Source organism: Rhizobium sp. A22-96, from assembly GCF_053521805.1.
Genome location: NZ_JBNWDQ010000002.1, coordinates 1,258,635 through 1,281,208, shown reverse-complemented (window position 1 = coordinate 1,281,208; position 22,574 = coordinate 1,258,635). Strand labels below are relative to the sequence as shown.

Annotated in this window: 22 protein-coding genes; 13 read left to right on the top strand and 9 right to left on the bottom strand. The window is 61.1% G+C overall.

What is annotated here, in order from left to right; translation table 11 throughout:
* Positions 1–40 precede the first annotated feature (40 nt).
* The gene (locus ACQZ6F_RS12675; protein WP_449091605.1) at positions 41–1,201 is read right to left on the bottom strand and encodes an FAD-dependent oxidoreductase; all 1,161 of its coding nucleotides are present in this window, start codon (positions 1,199–1,201) and stop codon (positions 41–43) included.
* Between the two features lie 74 nt (positions 1,202–1,275).
* On the opposite strand from ACQZ6F_RS12675, the gene ACQZ6F_RS12670 reads away from it, so the two are divergent.
* Positions 1,276–1,731 (top strand): MarR family winged helix-turn-helix transcriptional regulator, encoded by a 456-nt coding sequence (locus ACQZ6F_RS12670; RefSeq protein WP_449091606.1) that lies wholly within the window; start codon positions 1,276–1,278, stop codon positions 1,729–1,731.
* A gap of 46 nt (positions 1,732–1,777) precedes the next feature.
* Here ACQZ6F_RS12670 and ACQZ6F_RS12665 read toward each other — a convergent pair whose 3' ends face one another.
* On the bottom strand, positions 1,778–2,698 hold the full coding sequence (locus tag ACQZ6F_RS12665) for a 3-hydroxyacyl-CoA dehydrogenase (RefSeq protein ID WP_449091607.1): 921 nt from the start codon (positions 2,696–2,698) through the stop codon (positions 1,778–1,780).
* Positions 2,699–2,948: 250 nt separating this feature from the next.
* Here ACQZ6F_RS12665 and ACQZ6F_RS12660 point away from each other — a divergent pair, with 250 nt between their 5' ends.
* Positions 2,949–3,932, top strand: a complete 984-nt coding sequence (locus ACQZ6F_RS12660; RefSeq protein WP_449092383.1) for a substrate-binding domain-containing protein — start codon at positions 2,949–2,951, stop codon at positions 3,930–3,932.
* Between the two features lie 69 nt (positions 3,933–4,001).
* On the opposite strand, the gene ACQZ6F_RS12655 is transcribed toward ACQZ6F_RS12660, so the two are convergent.
* From ACQZ6F_RS12655 to ACQZ6F_RS12635, 5 genes are read right to left on the bottom strand one after another with little or no spacing between them, the layout of a single operon-like run.
* Positions 4,002–5,267 carry an ABC transporter substrate-binding protein gene (locus ACQZ6F_RS12655; protein ID WP_174072316.1) on the bottom strand — a complete coding sequence of 422 codons (1,266 nt, stop codon included), beginning with the start codon at positions 5,265–5,267 and terminating at the stop codon, positions 4,002–4,004.
* Between the two features lie 25 nt (positions 5,268–5,292).
* On the bottom strand, positions 5,293–6,129 hold the full coding sequence (locus ACQZ6F_RS12650) for a carbohydrate ABC transporter permease (RefSeq protein WP_449091608.1): 837 nt from the start codon (positions 6,127–6,129) through the stop codon (positions 5,293–5,295).
* Entirely contained in the window at positions 6,126–7,049 is a 924-nt protein-coding gene (locus ACQZ6F_RS12645; protein WP_449091609.1) for a carbohydrate ABC transporter permease, read from the bottom strand. The genes ACQZ6F_RS12650 and ACQZ6F_RS12645 overlap by 4 nt, the downstream gene beginning before the upstream one ends.
* On the bottom strand, positions 7,042–8,205 hold the full coding sequence (locus tag ACQZ6F_RS12640; RefSeq protein ID WP_449091610.1) for an ABC transporter ATP-binding protein: 1,164 nt from the start codon (positions 8,203–8,205) through the stop codon (positions 7,042–7,044). Before ACQZ6F_RS12640 ends, ACQZ6F_RS12645 begins: the two co-directional genes overlap by 8 nt.
* Positions 8,202–9,038, bottom strand: a complete 837-nt coding sequence (locus tag ACQZ6F_RS12635) for a metallophosphoesterase family protein (protein WP_449091611.1) — start codon at positions 9,036–9,038, stop codon at positions 8,202–8,204. Before ACQZ6F_RS12635 ends, ACQZ6F_RS12640 begins: the two co-directional genes overlap by 4 nt.
* A gap of 232 nt (positions 9,039–9,270) precedes the next feature.
* Here ACQZ6F_RS12635 and ACQZ6F_RS12630 point away from each other — a divergent pair, with 232 nt between their 5' ends.
* From ACQZ6F_RS12630 to ACQZ6F_RS12605, 6 genes are all read left to right on the top strand, one after another.
* Positions 9,271–9,480, top strand: coding sequence for a SlyX family protein (locus tag ACQZ6F_RS12630; protein WP_449091612.1), 210 nt, complete (start codon positions 9,271–9,273; stop codon positions 9,478–9,480).
* A gap of 121 nt (positions 9,481–9,601) precedes the next feature.
* Positions 9,602–10,348, top strand: a complete 747-nt coding sequence (gene msrA, locus ACQZ6F_RS12625) for a peptide-methionine (S)-S-oxide reductase MsrA (RefSeq protein ID WP_449091613.1) — start codon at positions 9,602–9,604, stop codon at positions 10,346–10,348.
* A 131-nt stretch (positions 10,349–10,479) separates the two neighbouring features.
* Positions 10,480–11,403, top strand: a complete 924-nt coding sequence (locus ACQZ6F_RS12620) for a bestrophin family protein (protein ID WP_449091614.1) — start codon at positions 10,480–10,482, stop codon at positions 11,401–11,403.
* 64 nt (positions 11,404–11,467) lie between these two features.
* A complete protein-coding gene (locus ACQZ6F_RS12615) occupies positions 11,468–12,007 on the top strand; it encodes a sigma-70 family RNA polymerase sigma factor (protein WP_068394735.1) in 540 nt (179 codons plus the stop codon).
* The gene (locus tag ACQZ6F_RS12610; RefSeq protein ID WP_449091615.1) at positions 11,994–12,764 is read left to right on the top strand and encodes an anti-sigma factor family protein; all 771 of its coding nucleotides are present in this window, start codon (positions 11,994–11,996) and stop codon (positions 12,762–12,764) included. Before ACQZ6F_RS12615 ends, ACQZ6F_RS12610 begins: the two co-directional genes overlap by 14 nt.
* Before the next feature lie 22 nt (positions 12,765–12,786).
* Positions 12,787–13,503 (top strand): Bax inhibitor-1/YccA family protein, encoded by a 717-nt coding sequence (locus tag ACQZ6F_RS12605; protein WP_068394737.1) that lies wholly within the window; start codon positions 12,787–12,789, stop codon positions 13,501–13,503.
* A 415-nt stretch (positions 13,504–13,918) separates the two neighbouring features.
* On the opposite strand, the gene dgoD is transcribed toward ACQZ6F_RS12605, so the two are convergent.
* On the bottom strand, positions 13,919–15,067 hold the full coding sequence (gene dgoD, locus ACQZ6F_RS12600) for a galactonate dehydratase (RefSeq protein WP_068394738.1): 1,149 nt from the start codon (positions 15,065–15,067) through the stop codon (positions 13,919–13,921).
* Between the two features lie 31 nt (positions 15,068–15,098).
* Positions 15,099–15,893, bottom strand: a complete 795-nt coding sequence (locus ACQZ6F_RS12595; RefSeq protein ID WP_077472485.1) for a FadR/GntR family transcriptional regulator — start codon at positions 15,891–15,893, stop codon at positions 15,099–15,101.
* Between the two features lie 364 nt (positions 15,894–16,257).
* Here ACQZ6F_RS12595 and ACQZ6F_RS12590 point away from each other — a divergent pair, with 364 nt between their 5' ends.
* The 5 genes from ACQZ6F_RS12590 to ACQZ6F_RS12570 all read left to right on the top strand — a co-directional run bounded on the left by ACQZ6F_RS12590 (position 16,258) and on the right by ACQZ6F_RS12570 (position 22,519).
* Positions 16,258–16,689, top strand: a complete 432-nt coding sequence (locus ACQZ6F_RS12590; RefSeq protein ID WP_449091616.1) for an OsmC family protein — start codon at positions 16,258–16,260, stop codon at positions 16,687–16,689.
* A gap of 121 nt (positions 16,690–16,810) precedes the next feature.
* Positions 16,811–17,290: a hypothetical protein gene (locus ACQZ6F_RS12585; protein ID WP_068394740.1), complete on the top strand. Its 480-nt coding sequence runs from the start codon at positions 16,811–16,813 to the stop codon at positions 17,288–17,290.
* A gap of 229 nt (positions 17,291–17,519) precedes the next feature.
* Positions 17,520–18,128 (top strand): TetR family transcriptional regulator, encoded by a 609-nt coding sequence (locus tag ACQZ6F_RS12580; RefSeq protein WP_068394741.1) that lies wholly within the window; start codon positions 17,520–17,522, stop codon positions 18,126–18,128.
* A 61-nt stretch (positions 18,129–18,189) separates the two neighbouring features.
* Positions 18,190–19,338, top strand: a complete 1,149-nt coding sequence (locus ACQZ6F_RS12575; RefSeq protein ID WP_449091617.1) for an efflux RND transporter periplasmic adaptor subunit — start codon at positions 18,190–18,192, stop codon at positions 19,336–19,338.
* A 22-nt stretch (positions 19,339–19,360) separates the two neighbouring features.
* Positions 19,361–22,519 carry an efflux RND transporter permease subunit gene (locus ACQZ6F_RS12570; protein ID WP_449091618.1) on the top strand — a complete coding sequence of 1,053 codons (3,159 nt, stop codon included), beginning with the start codon at positions 19,361–19,363 and terminating at the stop codon, positions 22,517–22,519.
* Positions 22,520–22,574 lie beyond the last annotated feature (55 nt).

The following is a 22,574-nucleotide window of genomic DNA, read 5'->3' as shown; positions in this document are numbered from 1 at the left end:
AAGCCAAAGCGGGCCGTACCGGCCCGCTTTTTTATTGAGGCTATGCCGCAGCACCTTGCTGGCGGGCTTCGAGATGCGCCCTGTAATGCTGGAGCGACAGTTCCGCCCCGAGATGGGACAGCTCGGTGGCGACAGCCTCGGCTGCATGTTCGGCCGGCTCGATGACGCGTTCGAACATCTCGGCTTCATAGGCTTTGACGGCATTCTTCCAATCATCACTTTCGAGAAGCTGTCGGCCGAGTTCAGCTGCGTCCAGCATGGCCGCATTCACGCCTTCGCCGCCGAAGGGCGACATTACATGCGCGGCGTCGCCGAGGAGGGTGATGCCGGTGCGATTGTTCCAGCGATGCCCGACCGGCAGCGCATAGATCGGCCTGGAAACGATATGGTCGTTGCTCGCGTGGATGAGGGCGACGATCTTTGGCGCCCAACCCTTGAATTCCGCGGCCAATTGCACGCGGGCCGTTGCCGGCGTGGCGAAGTCGAAGGCCTTGTCGGCCCAATCGGCCGGTACGCGGAAAATCGCGTAGCCCCTGATGTGGGAATTGCCGTTGCGCTGCACGATCATACCGCGCCCATCAGCCTCGATGCCGATCTTGCCGCGGCCGATAAGGGCTGCCAGATCGGGATGGCTGGCGTCGACGTTGTCGATACCGAATTCGATGAAGCTGATGCCGCTATATTGTGGGCGATAGTGCGAGACCAGCGGCCTTACCTTGGACCAGCTGCCATCGGCGCCGACGACGAGATCGAAGGGGCCGATCGTTGCGTTTTCGAAGACGAGGTCGTAGGTGCCGTCGTCGCGAGGGCGCACCTCGCGCAGGCCGTGGTTCCAACGGATGATGTCTGCCGGCAGAGAGGCGAGCAGGATCTGGCGCAGTGCCGTGCGGTCCACTTCGGGCCTGTCGGATTCATCGGCGTCGTCATCGGCAAATAGCAGCGTGCCGTCCTTGTCGTAGAGCCGACTTCCCTGATCTTCGTAGCGGGCGATCTGCAGAAATTCTTCGTAGAGACCGGCTTGGCGCAGCGCCAGCTGGCCGGACTCGACGTGGAGATCGAGCGTACCGCCCTGCGGCCGGGCAAGTGCGTGCTCCTCGCGTTCGAAGACGATGGGTGTCAGTCCGCCGCGATGAAGAATGCGGGCGAGTGTCAGGCCGCCGGGGCCAGCGCCGATGATGGCGATGCGGGGTTGAGATGTCATGGACAAAATTCTCTTCTTTCTGTAGATAGGTACCTATGTAGATTAATATAGGCACCTATTCAAGTGACGAAAATATGACCGATTGGGACTTGTTCGAGAATCCGGCTCCGCTCATCAACATGGCGTCGCGCAGCCTTGCGCGGCTGGGCGAGCGCCGGGTGAAAGCGCTGGGCTTCAATATTGGCCAGCTGCCGGTGCTCTACCTGCTGCGCAACGGAGCGCAGATGTCGCAGAAGGAATTGGCGAAATTTGCCAAGATCGAGCAGCCGTCGATGGCGCAGATGCTGGCCCGCATGGAGCGCGATGGGCTGATCCAACGTACGCCCGACCCCGCAGACGGGCGCAGCAGCCTCGTGTCCTTGACCGAGGCGGCTCTGGCGAGACTTCCCGCTGCCCGCGACGCGCTGGACGAGGGACGGGAGAGAGTTCTGGCGGGGTTCAGCGAGAATGAGGTTCAGACGCTGCTGCAATTGATGCGGCGGCTCAATCGGAACCTGGAGCGGATGATTGTGGAAGAGGATACGCCGTAGACACGCTCTTTTGCGTGTCTACGGTCGCGCTGGTGCAGTCGGGGGATCAGATTTCCGCGTAGACGATGCCGGTGAAGGAGCCGGCGTGGTGCAGAAGTTCGCGCTCGCCCGAGCCATCGAGATCAGCCGAATAGAGATTGCCGCCGATATCGGTGAAGAACATGCGATTGTTCGGCAGGTCGAGCGACAGGCCGATGCCTTCGTCCAGGCCTTCGAGGACGACTTCTGAGGTAGCAGCGAGGTCATCCATGCTGGCGCGGTTGACGGTATTGCCGCGCGGAAGATTGCCGCGGTCGGTCCAGTAAATGGTGCGGGTGGCGAGATCGAGCTCGATGTCGATCGGCTCCGGCAGCTTGTCGAGCAGGGTCTCGATATCGCTGCGTCTCGTGGCCGTCTCGCCTTCGGGAATATCGATGCCGGCGCGCAGGATGCGGCCGAGGCCGGCATCAGGCGGTCCCTTTTGCGTCCAGTAGATCTGCCCGAGCGGCAAATCGAGGGCGATGCCGACGCACCAGCGCTCGATATCGGCGCTGTCTTCCGGGCTGTCGCCGTTCTGCACCAGGGTTTCGATGTCGCTACCGTCGATATTGGCGCGCATGACGCGCATGCCCTCGCGGTCGCACCAGTAGAGCGTGCCGTTGTCATGATCGATCTGGATCTGCTTCGGCGTGACCAGCGTGCTGCCCGGCGGGATCAGCGTGACATGGTTGCTGCCGTCGAGGTCCATGCGCTCGATCGAGCCGTCATGGGCGTTGTAGTCCGTGCCCATTTCCGTCCAGTAGATCCAGCCGTTCTCGCTGTCGACGAGAATGCCGTCCGGGCTGCGGCCTGGGCGCTGGATGATCAGCTTGAGGTCGGTGCCGTCGATGGCGGAGGAAAGAATTCGTCCGTCGTTGATATCGAGGAAGAACAGTCTTTCGGTCTTGTCGGTGGAATTGGCAGGCGTCCGTGCTTCTGCTTCAGACATGAGAGCATCCTTTCAAAGGGTCGGATCTGCGGATCACAGCGCGGCAATCATGGCATCGGTTGATGACAGCTTCATTCGCCGTTGCGATCCCGATGAACATCTGCTGCGCTGCAGCAAAGTCAAGGGCGCAGATGTCGCGGTGAGAGCGGCGCTCCGTCAAATAACTGTCACCGGTTTGATATAAATCCGCGTCATTCCCAATGGCTGTGCCAGTCAGGGCCAAAATCCGAAGCCGAAGGTGCTTGATATCGTGTCGACGCTCCAGCAGGTCGCTTTTCGTGCCGGCTGCTCGGTCGCAACCGCCAGCCGAGTGCTCAATCGCAACGGGCCGGTCAGCGATGAAATGGTGCGGCGCGTGCGCCGGGCGGCGGCAGAAGTCGGCTATCGGGTCGGCTACCGCAACGGTAACGGCCGACCGGCCATCGGCGTGCTTATTCCCAGCATCACCAATCCGGTCTTTGCGGCGTCGCTCTCCAGCATCCAGAATAGGGCTCTTCATGCCGGTCACAGCGTGCTGATTGCGCAATCGAATTACGATCCGGCGCAGGAGGCCGACGCCGTCGCTTCGCTGCTCCAGCAGCAGCCGACCGGCCTCATCCTCACGGTTTGCGACCCCGAACGCAGCTTCGCCCTGCCATCCGCCCTGCCGCCGACCGTGCTGCTCGGCAATCTGCCGACGGCCCGGTTTACCGCCGCCGTCGCGACCGACAATTTCGGCGCGGGCCGGGATCTGACCGATCATCTCCTGCTGAGGGGGCATCGGCGCATCCTGTTCATCTCGGGCCATTTCTCCGCATCGGATCGAGCGAAACTGCGCTATCTCGGTTATTTCAAGGCGATGGAGGCAGCAGGTCAGCAGCCCCTCGAAGCCCTGGAAATTTCCTTCATCAGCAGCCTGGATCAGCTCGATCTCTCCGAGGTTATCTCGCGTCTTTCCCCGACCGCGATCATCGGGTCCAACGATCTTCTCGCGCTCGGGGTGATGGGCGCGCTGCGACGCCAGGGTCTTTCGATCCCGCGGGATATCTCAGTGGCCGGTTTCGATGGAATTTCCCTCGGACTGCTGACGGAAGTTTCCTTGACGACTGTGGAGATACCGGACGGGACGATGGGGGGCGCTGCCGCCTCGCTATTGCTTGATATGGCGGAGAATGCAGCGCCGCCGCGCCATTTGACCTTGCCTTATCGATTGCGGCCAGGCGGCACCGTGCGCGATCTCTCCATTCAATCCTGACGGATCTGCGCGCATGAAAAAGCCGCCTCTCAAGGAGAGGCGGCGCAGATTTCAAACCGGATCCTGCAATTAGCTGCGCGGCAGCATGCCTGCTACGTCGGAAGCGGCGTCGTCGAGTGCTTCCTTCGGCTCGGCCGAGCCGTCGACGATGCGCGACAGGTTGTCAACGATGGTCTGCGTGACCCTGACGCCGTTGGCGCCCGGGAAGGCATACCAGGGGATCATCACCGACATCTGGCTGAGGCCGGCCTGGAACAGCGGGTTCTTCTTGTAGAAGTCGCCGAGATAGTCGGCAGACTTGGCAGCAAGCTCGTTGTTCGGAACGTAGCCGGTGCCGGGAACGACGACTGATGCGCCGTAAGGGCCGGCGGCGAACTTGGCAAACTTCCAGGCAGCTGCTTCCTTGGCCGGATCATGCGTCAGGATGACGACGGCATTGCCGCCGGTGGGAAGGCGGCCGTTGACCGGATCGATCAGCGGGATCTTGGCTGTGCGCAGGTCGAACTTGGTGCCGACATTCTTGATCGTGTTGACCAGAGCACCAGTCGTCTGGAATTCGAAGCCGACCTTGCCGGCTGCGAAAGCCTGTTCGCCGGCAGCCTTGGTGAAGACCGGCATGCCGCCTTCCTTGACGAAGCGCTGGATAAGCTCGACAGCCTTCTGGCCCTCGGGACCATTGAAGGCGACCTTGCTTTCGTCGTCGCTCAGCATCTTGCCGCCGGCGCCGAAGAGAAGGGCGGAGAACATCCAGTCGTCACCCTGCCAACGGAAGTCCATGCCGTCGACGCCGTTGCCGAGCGCCTTGATCTTGCCGGCGAGTGCGATGACTTCATCCCAGGTCTTCGGCGGGTTGTTCGGGTCGCCGCCGGCCGCCTTCACCAGATCGGCATTGTAATACATGATCGGGTTCGAGGTCGCGAAAGCGAGGCCGACCTGCTTGCCCTTGACCTGAGCGAGCTTCAGGATCGTGTCGGAGAAGCCCTGTTCGGCCATGTTGCCGTCCTTCTGGACGAGCGGTCCGAGATCGACGGCGACATTGCGCTCGTCCATCATGCGCAGGCGGTTGAGGCCGATGAAGGTGACATCGGGCATCTCGCTGGTGCCGGCCTGGCGAAGGATGGTCTGGATGCCTTCCTCATACGTGGCCGAGGGAGCTGCGAACTGGATCTTGATATCGGGGTTTTCTTCCATGAACTTCTTCGAGATCGTGTCCATCACGTTCTTGAAGAAGCCGGGCATGGGATAGTGAACCGTCAAGGTCGTCTCGGCATAGGCCGGGACCGACACGACCATCGAAATGGCCGCGGCGGCGAGAATCTGGGTGATATGCTTCATCGCTCGTTCTCCGTTTTCGGACCGGTCAGCCTTTGAGACCGGTCATGGTGATGCCCTCGACGAAACGCTTCTGTGCCAGAAGGAATGCGACGACGAGGGGAAGGGTGATGATCAGGGTTGCCGCCATGAGCGCGCCGTAGTCGTCGCCGGCTTCGGCGGCACGGAAATACATGAGGCCCAATGGCGGCGTGGCATAATCCGGCTTGCTGATGACGATCAGCGGCCAGTAGAGGTCGTTCCAATGCGCCACGACCGAGAAGATCGCGAAGGCCGTGACCGCCGGCCAGGCGTTCGGCACGATGACGCGGGCGACGATGCCGAGTTCCGACATGCCGTCGAGACGGGCGGCATGGATCAGATCGTCAGGCATGGCGCGGAAGAACTGCAGAAACATGAAGATCGCGAACACCGAGATCGAGAAGGGTGCGACCAGGGCCGTGTAGCTGTTCAGCAGCGACAGGCTGTTGAAGCCGACATAAAGCGGCAGCGCTGTCGCGTGGATCGGGATCAGCAGCCCGAGCATGACCAGCACCATCATCGTGCGTGCCGCCGGGAATTTCAGCTTCGCCATGGCATAGGCGCAGGGAATGGCGATCAGCACCTGGAAGAAGAAAATCAGCCCGCAGACGAGGACGCCGTTGAACAGCAGCCTGCCCATATCAACCTTGCTCAGCGCCTTGGTGATATTCTCGATATAGAAGAAATGCGTCGGGATCAGCCGCAGCGCCGAGGTGAAGATATCGTCCTGCGCCTTGCCCGCTGTCGATATCATGAAGATGTAGGGCGCGAGGAAGAGGAGCGAGCCGAAGATCAGCAGTGAGAGGCGCAGCATGCGGCCGGGAGTGAAGCCTGTCGAGGTCATGTGTAATGCACCTGCCGGTCCTGAACGCGATATTGCAGGAAGGTCAGCACCACGAGGATGGCGAGAAACACCGTCGTCATCGCCGAGGCATAGCCGACGCGGAGATAGACGAAGCCTTCCTGGTAGATGGTGAAGAGCAGCACCTCGGAGGCATGGTTCGGGCCGCCGTCGGTCAAGGCCTTGACGGTGTCGAAGACCTTCACCGCGTTGATGATGCTGATTGTGGTGACGAAGAGCGTCGTCGGTCCGAGCATCGGCCAGGTGACGAGCCAGAAGCGGTCCGATGCCGATTTTGCACCGTCGACTTCGGCCGCGGCATAAAGCTCACGCGGGATGGCGGTGAGGCCGGCGAGAAACAGCACCATGTTGAAGCCGACCGACTGCCAGACGCCGATGATCGACAGGCTGTAGAGGGCTGTGGCCGAAGAGCCGAGCCAGTTCGGGCCTTGCAGGCCGAACTCGGCGAGAAGGGCGTTGATCGGGCCGATCGTGGGATGGAAGAGATACTGCCAGACCGTCGCCATCGCGACGATCAGCGAGGCCACGGGCAGGAAGTAGGCGGTGCGGAAGAAGCTGCGGCCGATGCCTTCGCTCTCGATCAGCAGCGCGACGCCAAGGCCGAGAACGATCGAGATCGGCGCGACGATGGCCGTATAGACCGTCGTGTTCCAGAGCGACTTCAGGAAGGTGCGGTCCTTTAGCAGATGCGCGTAGTTCTCGAAGGCGACGAAGCGCAGGCTCTTGTCGCCCAGCTGGAAGTCCGTGAAGCCGAGGACGACGACGGCGACGATCGGCACCAGGATGAACAGCACGATCAGGATGATGGCGGGCAGCGCGAAGAGCAGCGCGGTGCGGGCTTCGCTGCGTTCGCGCGCCGCCGCCGTCTGCATCGGCAGGGAAGTGGCGGCGATGCTAGCCATGCGCCTTCTCCCTGGCGGCATCGACGGTCACCGGGACGGTGCGCAAACGGCGGCCGTCTTCGGCGAAGACCATGGCCTGCTCCGGTGCAAGCGTCAGCGCAACGGGCATGCCGGCGGAGAGACCGGCGGCTTCAGCGGGCGTAAGCTTGACGATCATGGCCTCGCCGATGGCGTCGAGCTTCGTATAGAGGATAACTTCGGAGCCTAAGAATTCCATCCGCTCGATACGGGCGGCAAGGGCATCCTGCCGTCCCTGCGTGAGGCTCACGAATTCCGGGCGGATGCCGAGCGTGACGTTGTTGCCGGCAAAGTTGTCATCTTCCAACGCCAGTCGGATGCCGCCGAAGGCGACGATGCCGTTTTCAGCGAGCGCCGGCAAAAGGTTGATGCGCGGCTGGCCGACGAAGCGGGCGACCTCGATATGGCTCGGGTCGTCGTAGATTACCTGCGGCGAGGCGAGTTGCAGCAACTGCCCGCCGATCATGACGGCGACGCGATCCGCCATTGACAGCGCTTCGGCTTGGTCATGGGTGACGTAGACCGTTGGTACGCCAGCGCGGCGGTGCAGATCGACGATCTCGCCGCGGGCATGGACGCGCAGATTGGCATCGAGATTGGAAAGCGGCTCGTCCATGAGGAAGACGCTCGGGCGGCGCACCATGGCGCGGGCAAGCGCTACGCGCTGACGCTGGCCGCCGGACATCTGACCGGGCTTGCGGTCAAGCAGGTGGTCGATCTTCAGCGAAACAGCCATTTCGCGGACGTCGCGGATGATGCCGCTGCGGGTGCTGCGCTGGCCGGGGATCAGCGAGCCGATGAAGGGCAGGCGCTGGACGCGCGACAGGCGGCGCATGGCGAGCGGCACGGCGATGTTTTCAGACGCCGTCAGATGCGGATAGAGCGCGTAGGACTGGAAGACCATGGCGATGTTGCGGTCTGCGGCCGCGACGCCGGAGACGTCGGTGCCGCCGAGAACGATCTCGCCATTGTCGGCATGCTCGAGACCCGCCAGGATGCGCAGCAGCGTGCTCTTGCCGCAGCCCGATGGGCCGACGAGGGCGATGAATTCGCCCGGCTCGACGTCGAGATCGACGCCTTTAAGGATGGCGTTGCCGCCGAAGGATTTGGCGATGTTGCGAAGCGAGAGTGCGCTCATTCGGTCGCCTCCTTCTGGAGCTTCGGGGCGGCCTGTGGATAGACTTCCATGACGACGTCATCGAGGAAGTAGGCGGTCATGCCCGGTACCGCGACAAGCTCGGTCGAGACGGTTTCGTCGAGATCATGAATGGCGGCGCCGACGAGCCGTTCGCCGGGCATTTCGCGTTCCATCTTGTCGAGGATGAAGGCGGCCGGTGGAGCCCAGACGAGGGCCGTGTCGTTGAAGCGGCCTTCCCAGGTCCAGTGCAGATGGCCGCTGCCGAGCAGGGCTACATCGTGGGCTGCTATCAGATCGTAAAGACGGCGGCGCTGCGCCGGGCGCACGCTCCAGTAACCGGTATCGCCTTCGTCGGGTGCATCGACGAAGAGCGGCTTATGGGCGAAGAGCGCGACGCGGCGATCGCCACGGCCTTCCAGCTTCTCCTGCAGCCATTCGAACTGCTTGGTTTCCTCGGCGTCCTCGAAGCCCATCAGCAGGCTGTTGAGGCCGATCAGCCGCCAATTGTCGACGTCCTTCGCCCAGTAGTCCGGGCCGACGAGGCGGCGCCAGCGCGCCAGCCGCTCGGGATTTACGGGCTGATAGGACCCCGGCAGATGGCCGACATCGTGATTGCCGGGCACGATCAGCATCGGCGCCGAGATCTGGCGCATCAGCTCCATGGAGAAGGTGAGATCCTCGTCCTTGTCGGCTCCGTCGACGCTGAGATCGCCTGTGTGAACGACAAGATCAGCGCCGCTCGCTTCAATCCATTTCGCCAGAGGTTCCCAATTGCCGTTGAAATGCGGCTTGTTCGGGCTCAAATGCGTGTCGGTAATCTGGATGATCTTCAAGGCGCGTCTCCGGAGTCTTCAGAAGCAAAGCGCCTACAAGGGATACCCAAGGCAGGCGCGTTTCTGCGCTCTCTTTAGAAGGTGCCCATGTCAGTTGAGTAACGGGTCTTTTCAGCTGTTTTTCAGTTTTGTCACATCACCGTCAAACGAGGCCGCCGCCGGCTGCATGGTGAATTGAGGCCTGTACGCGCCGAGCCTGGGTGATATAGATCGCTGCCGAAGAGGATTGGACATGTCAGACGAACAGAACCGCATCACGACACTCGAGGAAACGGTCGCCCATCAGGCGAAGATCATCGAAGAACTGTCCGACCAGATTGCGGAGCAATGGAAGATCGTCGAGCAGACGCGCCAGAAGCTCGATCGGCTGACGGAGCGGTTCCTGACGCTGGAGGAGCAGTCGCTCGACACGCCGGCCATTACAAAGCCGCCGCATTATTGATCTGCGCTGATACCTCGTTCACGTTTCGGTGTTTCACGCGGGCGTGTGTAACAAAAGCGCCTGTCTTCCCGTATTTCCTTGTGACCGGAGCATCTACTATCTCGGTCGAGAGGAAATCATCATGAAGACTTTATCGACGGACATGATCCGCAACTATTCGGCACGCATCACTCGCTTCGCCGGCCTCACGGCCGCAGCGGTCCTTGTCGGCGGCATCGCGCTGCAATTTGTCAGCCGGGCTTCTGCCGAGGATGCGCGTGTCATTCCCGCACCGAGCGTGGACGAGAAGGCTGGCTCGGCCGGCACCGAGACCATCGTGCTTGCGGGCGGCTGCTTCTGGGGCGTGCAGGGTGTGTTCCAGCATGTCAACGGCGTGATCAGCGCCACCTCAGGTTATGCCGGCGGCGGCAAGGATGCCGCGCACTACGAATTGGTTAGCAATGGCGATACCGGCCATGCCGAATCCGTGCGCGTTGTCTTCGATCCGCACAAGGTCAGCTACGGACATCTGCTGCAGATCTATTTCTCAGTCGCGCATGATCCGACCGAGTTGAACTATCAGGGGCCGGATACCGGCACGCAATATCGTTCCGCTATCTTCCCGGCGACGCAGGAGCAGGCTGATGTCGCCAAGGCCTATATCGAGCAGCTCAACAAGGCCAAGACCTTTGACGCCGCGATCGTCACCCGCATCGAGCCGGCCAGACAATTCTACGCCGCCGAGGATTATCATCAGGACTTCCTGACGACACATCCGACCTATCCCTATATCGTCATCAACGACCTGCCGAAGATCAAGAATCTTCAGCATCTCTTTCCCAAAGATTATCGCGCCGACCCGGTTCTGGTGACGGCCAGCGCCAACTGACCCGATGTGGGATGAGCTGACCGGCGAGCGATGCCTGTCGGTCAGCTCCGCCTTGCAAGAAATGCTCGTTACTCGCGGCTCGTCTGGTGTATTGCTGGCCCATCAGTCATTCATCGAGAGTGCGTTTTGTCATGATCGTCCGCGACCGGCCGAATCTCTTCCAGCTTTTCTTCATAGTGCGCGGTTCGGTCATTCGGCGCATTCTGCCGCAGATCGTCGTCATCTTCCTGCTGTCGGCCCTCATTGTCTGGGGACATGAGGAGCGGCCGAACCTGGTCGTTTCCTTCAACGGCTCGTCGCTTTCCCTGCTCGGCATCGCGCTTTCAATCTTCCTCGGCTTCCGCAACAATGCCGCCTATGACCGCTGGTGGGAGGGGCGTCGCGACTGGGGCCAGCTCGTCTATGTCGCGCGCGGCTTTGCCCGTCAGACATTGATCCTTGAAGCGAGCGGTGAGGCCGGTATCGCAGCGCGAAAGACCCTGCTGCGCCTGACCATGGCCTTTGCGCAGGCACTGGTCTGCCTTCTCCGGCCGGGCAGCGACGACAGCAAGGTGATGCGGCTTTTGACCTCGAGCGAGGCTGAATTCTATCACGCCGCGCAGAACCGACCCGATCTCATCCTGCGCCTGATGTCAGCCGATCTCGCACGCCTGAAAGCAAGCGGCGCGATTTCGGATATCCAGTATCAGATGCTGGATATCAGTGTCGGCCAGATGGGTGCGGTCCAGGCCGCCTGCGAGCGCATCCGCAATACGCCGCTGCCGTTCGGCTATACGCTGCTCCTGCATCGCACCGCCTATCTCTTCTGCTTCCTGCTGCCGTTCGGTTTCGTCGATACGCTTGGCTGGGGCTCGCCCTTCGTCACCGCTCTCATCGCCTATACTTTCTTCGGGCTCGATGCGCTGGGAGACGAACTGGAGGATCCCTTCGGTCATCGTCCGAACGCGCTCGCCATCGGCGCCCTTGCCGATACGATCGAGATCAATCTGCGTGAAGCGCTCGGCGAAACCGATCTGCCGGCACTGCCGCAGCCCCGGGATTTCGTGCTGATGTAGGCCATCGGCAAAAAATTTCGAAAAGCCATGGAATAGAATCCGGAGTGCTTCCGTATATAGGTGTATGGATCGCAAAGGACGCACATTCGATGTTTTGGGGCAGCTCGGTTCGCTGAGACGTTACGCCCGCTCGCTCGTGCGCAATGCGGACGAGGCCGAAGATCTGGTGCATGACGCGCTGGTCAAGGCATATGAGCGCAAGGCTTCTTTCCGTCACAGCGGCAACTTGCGCACCTGGCTTTTGTCGATCCTGCACAACGTGCATATCGACCGCCTGCGTCAGAAGAAATCGCTGAACCGTCGCCATGAAGAGGCGGCGGCCGAGCTTGAAACAGCATTGCCCGCGTCCCAGGACCATACGGTTCGTCTGAGCCAGGTACGCGAGGCCTTCTTCAGTCTGCCCGAGGAGCAGCGCGAGGCGCTGCACCTCGTGGCGATCGAAGATCTTTCCTACCAGGAAGCGGCGTCCGCGCTTGGCATTCCTGTCGGCACGCTGATGTCCCGCATTTCGCGGGCCCGGGCGAGCCTGCGCAATTTCGAGGAGGCTACCTCCAAGGTTTCACATCTCAGGCTGATCGAGGGAGGCGGCAATGAAAACGGTTGATCCGATCATCGATACCGATCTCGATGCCTATGTCGATGGCGAGCTGTCGGTTGCGCGCCGTGTCGAGGTGGAATCCTATCTCTCGGAGCGTCCGGAGATCGCCGCCAAGGTGATGGCGGATATGAGTATGCGCGGCGAGCTGCGCATGGCCTTGGCCGGCGAGAGCCATGTGCTCAGGGCCGAGACCCGCGAGGCCGCAAGGCGGCTGGAGCGCGGACTGGTCTATGGACGCATGCTGGCGTCTTTCCAGCGTGTTGCAGCCGTTGCCGTGCTGGTGGCGAGCGGCTGGGTGGCGCATACGTCCTTCGGCGCGTTTACCGCGAGCGAAGTCAGCGCCTCCGCACGGCCGCCGGCTTTCGTCGACGACGCGGTGCAGGCCTACAAGACGACGGCCATGCGCGAAGAGATCAAGCCGCAATCGGCGGCCACGAATTACAATCCGGAAGAAATCCGCGCATCGACGGCGATCGTCCTGCCGGAACTGCCGGGTGACTGGCGCGTCACCGATGCCCAGATCTATCCGTCCGAATTCGGTCCGAGCGTCGAAATGATGGTCGATGCCGGCAAGGATGGTCACTTGTCACTTTTCGCCGTTCGCCCGGGAAGTTTCGCCGTCAAGGACGTCAGTCACATCAAGCGTGATGATGTTCAGGCTGCCTATTGGCAGATCGGTGAAGTTGCCTATGCGCTGATCGGCAATGGCCAGGCGGCGCAGCTCGACGGCGATGCCGAAAAGCTTGCCCGCAGCCTGTACTAGTTCGAATTAAAGGAGAACGAGCATGAACCCGACCAATCCGCGATACGGCGCGGGAGCCGCCGCCGGCTCGCAGGCGCTCTTCGACGAAGGTCTGCGTCAGCACATGCTGCGCGTCTACAACTACATGGGCATCGGCCTGGTGCTGACGGGTATCGTCGCCATGGTGGTCGGCACGACGCCGGCGCTCTACGTGCCGATCTTCCAGACGCCGCTGAAGTGGGTCGTCATGCTGGCGCCGCTCGCCTTCGTGTTCTTCTTCTCGTTCCGTATCCAGACCATGTCGGCAAGCACGGCGCAGATGATGTTCTGGGCGTTCTGTGCGGTCATGGGCCTGTCGCTGGCCTCTGTCTTCCTCGTCTTCACCGGCACGAGCATCGCGCGGACCTTCTTCATCGCTGCGACCATGTTCGGCGCGACCAGCCTCTACGGCTATACGACCAAGCGTGATCTTTCCAACATCGGCTCGTTCCTGATGATGGGCCTGTTCGGTGTGATCATCGCCAGCATCGTCAATATCTTCCTTGGCTCCAGCGCCCTGCAGTTCGCCATCTCGGTGATCGGTATCGTCGTCTTCGTCGGCCTGACCGCCTGGGATACGCAGAACATCAAGGAACAGTATGCCGAGAACCATGATCAGGAATCGCAGCAGAAGCTCGCCGTCTTCGGTGCCCTGTCGCTCTACCTGAACTTCGTCAACATCTTCCAGCTGCTGCTGAACCTCACCGGCGAGCGGGAGTAGTTTTGAAATCACCGGCTTGGGCATGGTCGGACCCGAAAGGCACTCCACGCTTTTGGTGATCATGCTCGGGTTATGCGTCTCCCTGGGGGCTTGTTGAGACGCATGAAGCGCCTGCAGTATCTGCGCCGATACTGCAGGCGCAACTTTTTTGGGGATTGGAAAACTGGATTGCGATTGAAGCGGCCGGCTCATGGCGATGAGCGGCAAGATCTTCCTCGCGATATCGAGGGTGGCAAGCCCACTCGATGAAGCACCGGTTTTGCAGCCATCTTCGCCGCAGCGCGGCAAGGGGAAAGGTGCCGGACTAAGAGAGCACCGTTTAAAAGAAAGGGCCCGATAGCGCTAGTCAGCTGCTATCGGGCCCTTGATCATTGGAGATGTGCGGCCCCTCGTTTGTCAGGGCCGCACCGTGGTCCTACCACTCGGCGACGCTGCCGTCCTCGTGACGCCAGACCGGATTGCGCCAGCGATGGCCTTCCTTGGCGCGCTCGATGACATAGGCCTCGTCCACCTCGATGCCGAGGCCCGGTCCCTGTGGAATGCTGACGAAGCCGTCGGCATACTGGAACACTTCCTTGTTGGAGATGTAGTCGAGGATGTCGTTACCCTTGTTGTAGTGGATGCCGAGGCTCTGTTCCTGGATGAAGGCATTGTAGCTCACGGCATCGACCTGCAGGCAGGCGGCAAGCGCGATCGGGCCGAGCGGGCAATGCGGCGCCAGGGCCACGTCATAGGCTTCGGCCATGGCCGCGATCTTGCGGCATTCGGTGATGCCACCGGCATGGGAAAGATCGGGCTGCAGAATGTCGACATAGCCGTCCGACAGAACCTGCTTGAAGTCCCAACGCGAATAGAGGCGTTCGCCGAGCGCAATCGGCGTCGAGCAATGATTGGCGATTTCCTTCAGTGCTTCCCGGTTTTCCGAGAGAACGGGCTCTTCGATGAACAGCAGCTTGTAGGGCTCAAGCTCCTTGGCCAGCACCTTGGCCATCGGGCGGTGGACGCGGCCGTGGAAGTCGACGCCGATGCCGATATAGGGGCCGATCGCCTCGCGGATGGTGGCGATGGTCTCGACCGCTTTCTCCACCTTGTCGTAGGTGTCGACGATCTGCATCTCCTCGCAGCCATTCAGCTTGATCGCCTTGAAGCCGCGGGCGACGACTTCCTTGGCGTTGTTGGCAACGTCGGAGGGGCGGTCGCCGCCGATCCAGGAGTAGACCTTGATCTTGTCGCGCACCTGGCCGCCGAGCAGCGAGTGGATCGGCTGTCCGAGCGCCTTGCCCTTGATGTCCCAGAGCGCCTGGTCGATGCCGGCGATGGCGCTCATGTGCACGGCGCCACCGCGATAGAAGCCGGCGCGATACATGACGTTCCAATGGTCTTCGATCAGGAAGGGATCCTTGCCGATCAGGTAATCTTCCAGCTCGTGGACTGCCGCCTGCACGGTCAGTGCCCGGCCTTCGACCACCGGCTCACCCCAGCCGATAATGCCTTCATCCGTCTCGATCTTTAGGAACAGCCAGCGCGGCGGCACGATGTAGGTCGTCAGTTTCGTGATCTTCATGGGTAGGTTTCCATTTCGGCTTTGGATGATATCAGCGGTCAGCAGCCGCGGATTTCGAGGTTTCTGGTTTGATCCTCCGGCCATCCTCCAACCGTCGTTCGACGGCGAGATCGCGGGCGGCGAGATCGAGCATACGATGGGCACAGTCGCGGGCCGCGGTGCGATTGCGCAGACGCAACGCCTCCACCAGCTCGCCATGAACGATAATTGCCTCGTCGCGGCTGTGGGCGGCGACATTCGAGGCGTGCAGGGCATATTTGAGGCCAGCATGCATGGCGCTGGACAGGCGGCGAAATACCTGGTTGTGGCTGGCGCTCAGCAGTACCTTGTGAAAGGTCACATCGGCTTCGGTAAAGCCCTCCGGATCGTCGCTGCTATCGCGCATCTGCCGCCAAGCATTGTCGAGATCGGCAATTTCCTGAGCGGTGGCACGCTCTGCGGCATATTCGGCGGCGGCCGGCTCGATGGTGCGCCGGGCTTCCAGAATGGAACCGAGAATATCGAACTGCGCGATATAGGGGCCCATCCACTCCAGCACGTCCTGATCGAGGATGTTCCAGTCGTCCTTGTCGCAGACCGTGGTGCCGATACGCGGCTTGCCGCGCACGAGGCCTTTCGATTCCAGTACCTTGAGGGATTCGCGGATGACCGTGCGGCTGACGCCATAAATCGCGCACAGATCGTTTTCGCGCGGCAGGATCGATCCCGAGGGATAGCGCTCGGAGCAGATGTCTTCGGCGATCGACGCCGTCACGTTCCTGCGCACGCGCGGGCGGCGTGCGGGCTGGGCTGACGAGCCATGCTCCTGTCTTTCGAGCGATTCCACCCTATCTCCTCCACTCGATCCCGCATGTCCCCGGGGAGCCTTTCCCGACGAGAGGCAGGCGGGTCTTCCATGCAGCCGATGTCCAGTCAGGCTTTGTGAGCGTGTCGACCTCAATATACGATAATCATCATACATTGGCAACTTCATTGTATGATGATTTAAAAGCCTACGTGTTGTCAGCGGGAACAATCCGCCTCGCCGCGCTTTGTCGAAGACGATGCCCGTCCTGTTACGGCGGCGTCGTCTTCGAGGGATAGAAGGACTATGGTGCCCGTGCGGCTGGCATGAATGCTTTTGCCGCCGGATCATCGCGGGAGGCGAGGATTACGCTTCCGAAGCTCATTTCAACGACAAGGAGGACGATATGCAGATCAATCGTACAGGTTCGGCTCAATGGGCTGGTGGCTTGAAGGACGGCAAGGGCCAGATCTCAACGCAAAGCGGCGCGCTCAATCATTACCCCTATGGTTTCGCCAGCCGTTTCGAAGGCGTCGCCGGCACAAATCCGGAAGAGCTGATCGGTGCTGCGCATGCCGGCTGCTTCACCATGGCCCTGTCGCTCATCCTCAATGAGGCCGGTTTCACCGCCGAGAGCATGGAAACGACGGCCAAGGTCACGCTTGAAAGCGTCGAAGGCGGCTTTGCCATCACCGCAATCCATCTGACGCTGACCGGCAAGGTTCCAGGCGCCGACGAGGCCACTTTCACCGAGCTTGCCAACAAGGCAAAGACCGGTTGCCCGGTTTCGAAGGCGCTGGCTTCCGTTCCGATTTCGCTGGAAGTTCACGCCGCGTAAAACGGACTTTCACGGGTGTCGCGCCGCGCTGGATCGCGCGGCGCGCTTCATGTATATTAGCTATTCCGGGCATTGGGCTGTCATTTTCATCAGGATGAAATGCCCGATGAGAGGGGCAAAAATGTCTGGAATTCTGTTGATTCACGTCGTCATAAGCCTGATCGCCATCATCAGCGGCATTATCGTTGCTGCGGGTTTTCTCACCGCCGATCCTCATGGACGGTCGACGCTGGTCTATATGGTTACGACCATTCTCACCAGCCTGACGGGTTTTCTCTTTCCGTTTCATGTCGTTACGCCGGCGATCATCGTTGGCAGTCTCTGCGTTCTCATCTTCATACCGACCGCACTGGCGCGCTACCGCTTTCATCTTGCCGGCATCTGGCGTCCCGTCTTCATCATCGGCGCCATGGTGCTCCTGTTTTTCAACTGTCTCGTGCTGATCATCCAGTCGTTCCAGAAGATACCCGTGCTCAATGCACTGGCACCGAATGGCAACGAGCCGCCGATACTGGCCGCCCAGGTGGCGCTGCTGGTGGCCTGTGTGCTTGTCGGCTATTTCAGTATCCGCCGCTTCCGCCCCACGCTTCTGGGCGTCTGATCTCGGGCTAAAGGCTCCTGCGACAAAATGTCGGACACATCCGGTCGTTCGGTCGGGCGTGTTGTCGATGATTTAACCCTTGTTTCAGGTTGTTCGGCGCATCCTTGGTTTATTGATTAGCGTCTAAAAACCGCCTGCAGTTGCGGGTGGTTTCTTGACATGGACGTCATGATGATTTACGAGTGACGAAAATTGAAAATCGTCACTCGTAAATCATCAGGTTCTAATCATGCTCGATCTTCCCGATATCAGCGCCGATCCAGCGCGAGAGGAAAACATCGCGCGCATTCTCGAAGCGGCCGAAAGGCTCTTTCGCTACTACGGCTACAGCAAGACGACCGTTGCCGATATCGCTCGCGATCTCGGCATGTCGACGGCGAACATCTACCGGTTTTTCGGCTCCAAAATCGAAATTCACCAGGCTCTGTGCGGGCGCATGCTGGGGCAGAGCTACGAGATGGCCCTCAATATCCGCAATCAGCCGATCAGCGCATCCGAGCGGCTGCGAACCTACGTGCTTGCTCAATACAAGATGACGCTGGAGACCATGCTCGACGAGCAGAAGGTCCATGAGATGGTGGTCATTGCCATCGAGCGGGACTGGCATGTCATCGAAAAACATATTGAGCGTATTCAGGATCTTATTGCCGAGATCATCGCCGAAGGGATCGCTGCCGGCGAGTTCGTCGAGCAGGATCCGGTTGTTGCGGCGAGGTGTTTCGCTGCCGCGACCGTCGATCTCTGTCATCCGCAGATGGTGGCGCAATGCCTTGCCAAGCCATACCAAGCCAAGCCCGAGGATCTCGTCGAGTTCGTCATCAGGGCCTTGAAGAAATAGCAGTTCGTGCGCCGGATGGCCGGCGTGCCCCCACTCTTTTGTTCGACTTTAGGAGAGCGACATGGTTTCGCTGACGACCAACACCCTACGGACCGTTGCCGGCGCGGCTCTCTTTGCCGCCTTGGGGCTCGGGCTTGCGGGCTGCAATGAGAAGAAGGAAGAGGCGGCGGAGGTGGTCCGGCCGGTGAAAGTGGTCGAGATCGCCCAGGCTGACACGACGCGCAAGCTCGACTATTCCGGCTCCGTCAAGGCGCGGACGGACATGAACCTCGGTTTCCGCGTCAGCGGCAAGATCGTCGAGCGCAAGGTGGATATCGGCCAGAAGGTCAAGCCCGGCGATGTGCTCGCCCGTATCGACTCCACCGACTACGTTCTGGCGGTGCGCCGCTCGCAGGCGGATCTGGATTCGGCTGAAAAGCAGGTGCAGACGACTGAGCTTGCCCGCGACCGTGCCCAGAAGCTCTTCGACAAGAACGTCGGCTCCAAATCGCAGCTCGAACAGGCAGAGCTTTCCTATGATCAAGCGTCCTCGACACGGGATTCCGCAGTGTCGGCGCTCGCCGAGGCGAAGAACCAGGTCGCCTACAGCGATCTGACGTCGGACATGAACGGGATCGTGACGACAATCAATGCCGATGTCGGCCAGGTGGTCAGTTCCGGCACACCTGTCATCACCGTTGCCGTCGATGGCGAAAAGGAAGTGCTGATCGCTGTGCCGGAAATGGATATCGCGCAGTTCAAGGTCGGCAAGGCCGTCAAGGCGCGCTTCTGGTCCGACGACGCGCTGGTGCTTGACGGCAAGGTGCGGGAAGTGTCCGGCAGCGCCGATCAGTCGCGCACCTTCGCGGTGCGTGTGAGCCTGCCGGCCGATCAGCGCGTGCTGCTGGGCATGACGGCGACCATCGAAGCTCTTGCCGACAATACCCAACCCTATGTTTCCATTCCGCTAAGCGCCCTTGCCCAGAAGGATGGGCAACAGATCGTCTGGCTTGTCGACCGCAATGCCGGCACCGTGCATTCCCGTGCCATCAAGGTTGCCGATTTCGCCGATGACGGCGTGCGCATTGCCGATGGCCTCAAGACCGGCGACGTCGTCGTCGCGGCGGGCACGCAATTCATGACTGAGAACATGAAGGTCAAGCTTCCGGCTGCTCCAGCTCAGCAGGCCTCCGCAGACACCAATTCCGCTTCGGCGGACGTCGTACGCTGATCCGGATCGAGAGGGCGAAACCATGTCCATCAACAACACTTCCGGTGGGAAGCAGCGGTTCAACCTGTCGCGCTGGGCGATCGGCCATCCGAGCATTGCGCGGTTCCTGTTCGGTCTCATCATCATCGCAGGCGCGCTCGGCCTGACCCACATGGGTCAGAAGGAAGATCCGGATTTCACCTTCCGTGTCATGGTCGTTCAGACCGTATGGCCCGGCGCTTCCCTGCAGGACATGGAAGACCAGGTGGTCAACAAGATCGAGCGCAAGCTGCAGGAAACGCCGCATCTCGACTGGGTCAAATCCTATACCCGCGCCGGCTTTGCCATCACGACGGTCCAGATCAAGGGCGACACCAATACGGCCGAAGTGAAGGACGCCTTCTACCAGATCCGCAAGAAGGTCGGCGATATCGGCAACGAACTGCCCTCCGGCTTGCTCGGCCCTTATTTTAACGATGAGTTCGGCGACACCTTCATCACGCTGCATTCGATCAGCGGCGACGGCTATTCCTATCCGGAGCTGAAGAAATTCGCCATCCAGGCGCGTGATATGCTGCTCTCGACACCCGGTGTCGAGAAGGCCACCATCATCGGCGACCAGGCCGAGCAGATCTATATCGATGTCTCCTCCAAGGTACTGGCTGAGCGCGGCTTGACGCTCAACGACCTGAAGAATGCCGTCGTCGGCCAGAACAATGTCGATCCGGCTGGCAACGTCGATACCAGCACACGCTCGGTGCGCATCTCCGTCGAGGGCGATGTCAACAGGATCGAAGACATCAAGAACCTGCGGCTGACCGCAGGCGGCCAGGTGACACGCCTCGGCGATATCGCCACCGTCACGGCTGGGCTACAGGACCCCTATACCGCCAAATTCCTCTACAATGGTCACGCCAGCGTGCAGCTCGGCGTCGTCATGGCCAACGGTTACAAGGTGACCGACGTCGGCAAGTCGGTGGAGGAAACCTACAAGCGTTTCGAAGCATCGCTGCCGGTCGGCGTTCAGGTCGACCAGATCGCCAATCAGCCCGATGTCGTCACCGACGCGATCAGCGAATTCATGCATGCGCTCGGCGAAGCTCTCGTCATCGTGCTGATCGTCTCCTTCCTGTCGATTGGCTGGCGCTCCGGCCTCGTGATCGCCATCGCCATTCCGCTGGTGCTGGCCGCAACCTTCGCTATCATGTACGAGTTCGGCATCGACCTGCAGCGCATCTCGCTCGGAGCGCTCATCATCGCACTCGGCCTGCTGGTCGACGACGCCATGATCGTGGTCGAGCTCATGGAGCGCAAGTTGGAGGAGGGGCTGGTGAAGCTCGATGCCGCCAGCTTCGCCTATTCCTCGACTGCCTTCCCGATGCTGACCGGCACGCTGATCACCACGGCAGGCTTCATTCCCGTCGGCTTCGCGGCATCGACGGCGGGCGAATATGTCCGTTCGCTCTTTTATGTCGTCGGCATCGCGCTCGTGGTGTCCTGGTTCGTGGCCGTCTATTTCACGCCATGGCTCGGCTACATGATCCTCAAGCAGCGGCACCATGCCGGCGAGCATCATGATGTGTTCGATACGCGCTTCTATCGCCGCCTGCACTCCTCGGTTGCCTGGGCCGTGCGCCACCGCGTCATCGTTCTGCTTCTGACGATCGCCGCCTTCGTCGGCAGCCTCTGGTCGTTCCAGTTCATTCCGCAGAACTTCTTCCCGCAGTCGTCGCGTCCTGAAATTCTCGTCGACCTGTGGCTGCCTGAGGGCACCAGCATCAAGGAAGTCGAACGGCAGGCCCAGGCGCTGGAATCGCGCATGGCCGACGATCCGGACAAGCGCTTCATCGCCACTTATGTCGGGCAGGGCGCGCCGCGCTTCTTCCTGCCGCTCGACCAGCAGCTCACCAATCCGAACTATGCCCAGATGCTGGTCATGGCCAAGGATGAGCCGGCTCGTGAGCGTCTGATCACCAAGCTGCGTGGCATTCTGGCCGCAGACTTCCCGTCCGTCCGTGGCAAGGTCGACCGCCTGTTCCTCGGTCCGCCGACTGGCTGGCCCGTGCAGCTGCGCGTCATGGGTCCGGACCGGCAGGAGGTTCGTCAGATTGCCGACCAGGTGAAGCAGCGCTTCGCCCAGAATCCGCTGCTCGGCGCCATCCACGACGATTGGCTTGAGCCGGTGCCGGCGATGAAGCTGGTGATCGACCAGGACCGCGCCCGTGTGCTCGGCGTTACCTCGCAACGCATTCGCCAGATGCTGCAGGCCTCGATGTCCGGCTTCACGCTCGACAATTATCGCGAAGGCGAAGAGACCGTCGGGATCGTTGCCCGCGAGCCGGACGCAAGCCGCCATCTGCTGACCTCGGTCAATTCCATCTATATCCCGACGGATAGCGGTGGGTTCGTGCCGCTGTCGCAGGTCGCCAAGATCGTGCCTGTCATGGAGCAGAGCATCGAATGGCGACGCGACCGTCTGCCTACCATCACCGTGCGGGCGACCTTGCCTGACGATGTGCAGTCGAACGACGTGACCGCCAAGCTTTATAACGACATGGCGGATCTCAGAAACAGCTTGCCTGCCGGCTACAAGATCGAGATCCAGGGCGGTGCCGAAGACAGCGCCGAGAGCCAGGCCTCGATTGCTGCCAAGGCGCCGATCATGCTCGTCATCATCGTCGTGTTGCTGATGATACAGCTGCAGCACTTCGGCAAGGCGATGCTGGTGCTGGCGACCGGTCCGCTCGGCATCATCGGGGCTGCCGCGGCTCTGCTCATCAGCGGCGCGCCCTTCGGCTTCGTGGCGATCCTCGGCGTCATCGCGCTGCTCGGCATCATCATCCGCAATTCGATCATCCTCGTCGACCAGATCGACCAGGATATCGCGGCGGGCATGGACCGGAAGGAGGCGATCATCGGCTCGGCCGTTCGTCGTTTCCGGCCGATCATGCTGACGGCGCTGACGGCGGTGCTCGCGCTGATCCCGATCTCGCGCGGCGTCTTCTGGGGCCCGCTCGCCTACGCCATGATGGGTGGCATCCTGGTGGCGACGATCCTGACAATCTTCGTCCTGCCTGCCGGCTATGCCTTGTTCTTCGGTCGCGAGCCGAAGAACAAGTCGGCGGAGCCACCAGCGAAGGATCAGGTCGAGGACAACGACGAGAACGCTCTCCACCTCCCGCCGTCGATGGCGGCGGAATAAGGGGCGTCAGTCTAAGTCTGACTCCCATTACAGTGCAGGGTAGCTTTGTTTTTTG

Bases quoted from the DNA above. Each gene is read 5' to 3' on its own strand.
- ACQZ6F_RS12655 (WP_174072316.1), bottom strand. From the start codon at position 5,267: ATGAAGCATATCACCCAGATTCTCGCCGCCGCGGCCATTTCGATGGTC.
- ACQZ6F_RS12575 (WP_449091617.1), top strand. From the start codon at position 18,190: ATGGTTTCGCTGACGACCAACACCCTACGGACCGTTGCCGGCGCGGCT.
- ACQZ6F_RS12665 (WP_449091607.1), bottom strand. From the start codon at position 2,698: ATGTCTGAAGCAGAAGCACGGACGCCTGCCAATTCCACCGACAAGACC.
- ACQZ6F_RS12610 (WP_449091615.1), top strand. From the start codon at position 11,994: ATGAAAACGGTTGATCCGATCATCGATACCGATCTCGATGCCTATGTC.
- ACQZ6F_RS12630 (WP_449091612.1), top strand. From the start codon at position 9,271: ATGTCAGACGAACAGAACCGCATCACGACACTCGAGGAAACGGTCGCC.
- ACQZ6F_RS12620 (WP_449091614.1), top strand. From the start codon at position 10,480: ATGATCGTCCGCGACCGGCCGAATCTCTTCCAGCTTTTCTTCATAGTG.
- ACQZ6F_RS12650 (WP_449091608.1), bottom strand. From the start codon at position 6,129: ATGACCTCGACAGGCTTCACTCCCGGCCGCATGCTGCGCCTCTCACTG.
- ACQZ6F_RS12615 (WP_068394735.1), top strand. From the start codon at position 11,468: ATGGATCGCAAAGGACGCACATTCGATGTTTTGGGGCAGCTCGGTTCG.
- ACQZ6F_RS12675 (WP_449091605.1), bottom strand. From the start codon at position 1,201: ATGACATCTCAACCCCGCATCGCCATCATCGGCGCTGGCCCCGGCGGC.
- ACQZ6F_RS12580 (WP_068394741.1), top strand. From the start codon at position 17,520: ATGCTCGATCTTCCCGATATCAGCGCCGATCCAGCGCGAGAGGAAAAC.
- ACQZ6F_RS12585 (WP_068394740.1), top strand. From the start codon at position 16,811: ATGTCTGGAATTCTGTTGATTCACGTCGTCATAAGCCTGATCGCCATC.
- ACQZ6F_RS12605 (WP_068394737.1), top strand. From the start codon at position 12,787: ATGAACCCGACCAATCCGCGATACGGCGCGGGAGCCGCCGCCGGCTCG.
- ACQZ6F_RS12645 (WP_449091609.1), bottom strand. From the start codon at position 7,049: ATGGCTAGCATCGCCGCCACTTCCCTGCCGATGCAGACGGCGGCGGCG.
- msrA (WP_449091613.1), top strand. From the start codon at position 9,602: ATGAAGACTTTATCGACGGACATGATCCGCAACTATTCGGCACGCATC.
- ACQZ6F_RS12590 (WP_449091616.1), top strand. From the start codon at position 16,258: ATGCAGATCAATCGTACAGGTTCGGCTCAATGGGCTGGTGGCTTGAAG.
- ACQZ6F_RS12640 (WP_449091610.1), bottom strand. From the start codon at position 8,205: ATGAGCGCACTCTCGCTTCGCAACATCGCCAAATCCTTCGGCGGCAAC.
- ACQZ6F_RS12570 (WP_449091618.1), top strand. From the start codon at position 19,361: ATGTCCATCAACAACACTTCCGGTGGGAAGCAGCGGTTCAACCTGTCG.
- ACQZ6F_RS12670 (WP_449091606.1), top strand. From the start codon at position 1,276: ATGACCGATTGGGACTTGTTCGAGAATCCGGCTCCGCTCATCAACATG.
- dgoD (WP_068394738.1), bottom strand. From the start codon at position 15,067: ATGAAGATCACGAAACTGACGACCTACATCGTGCCGCCGCGCTGGCTG.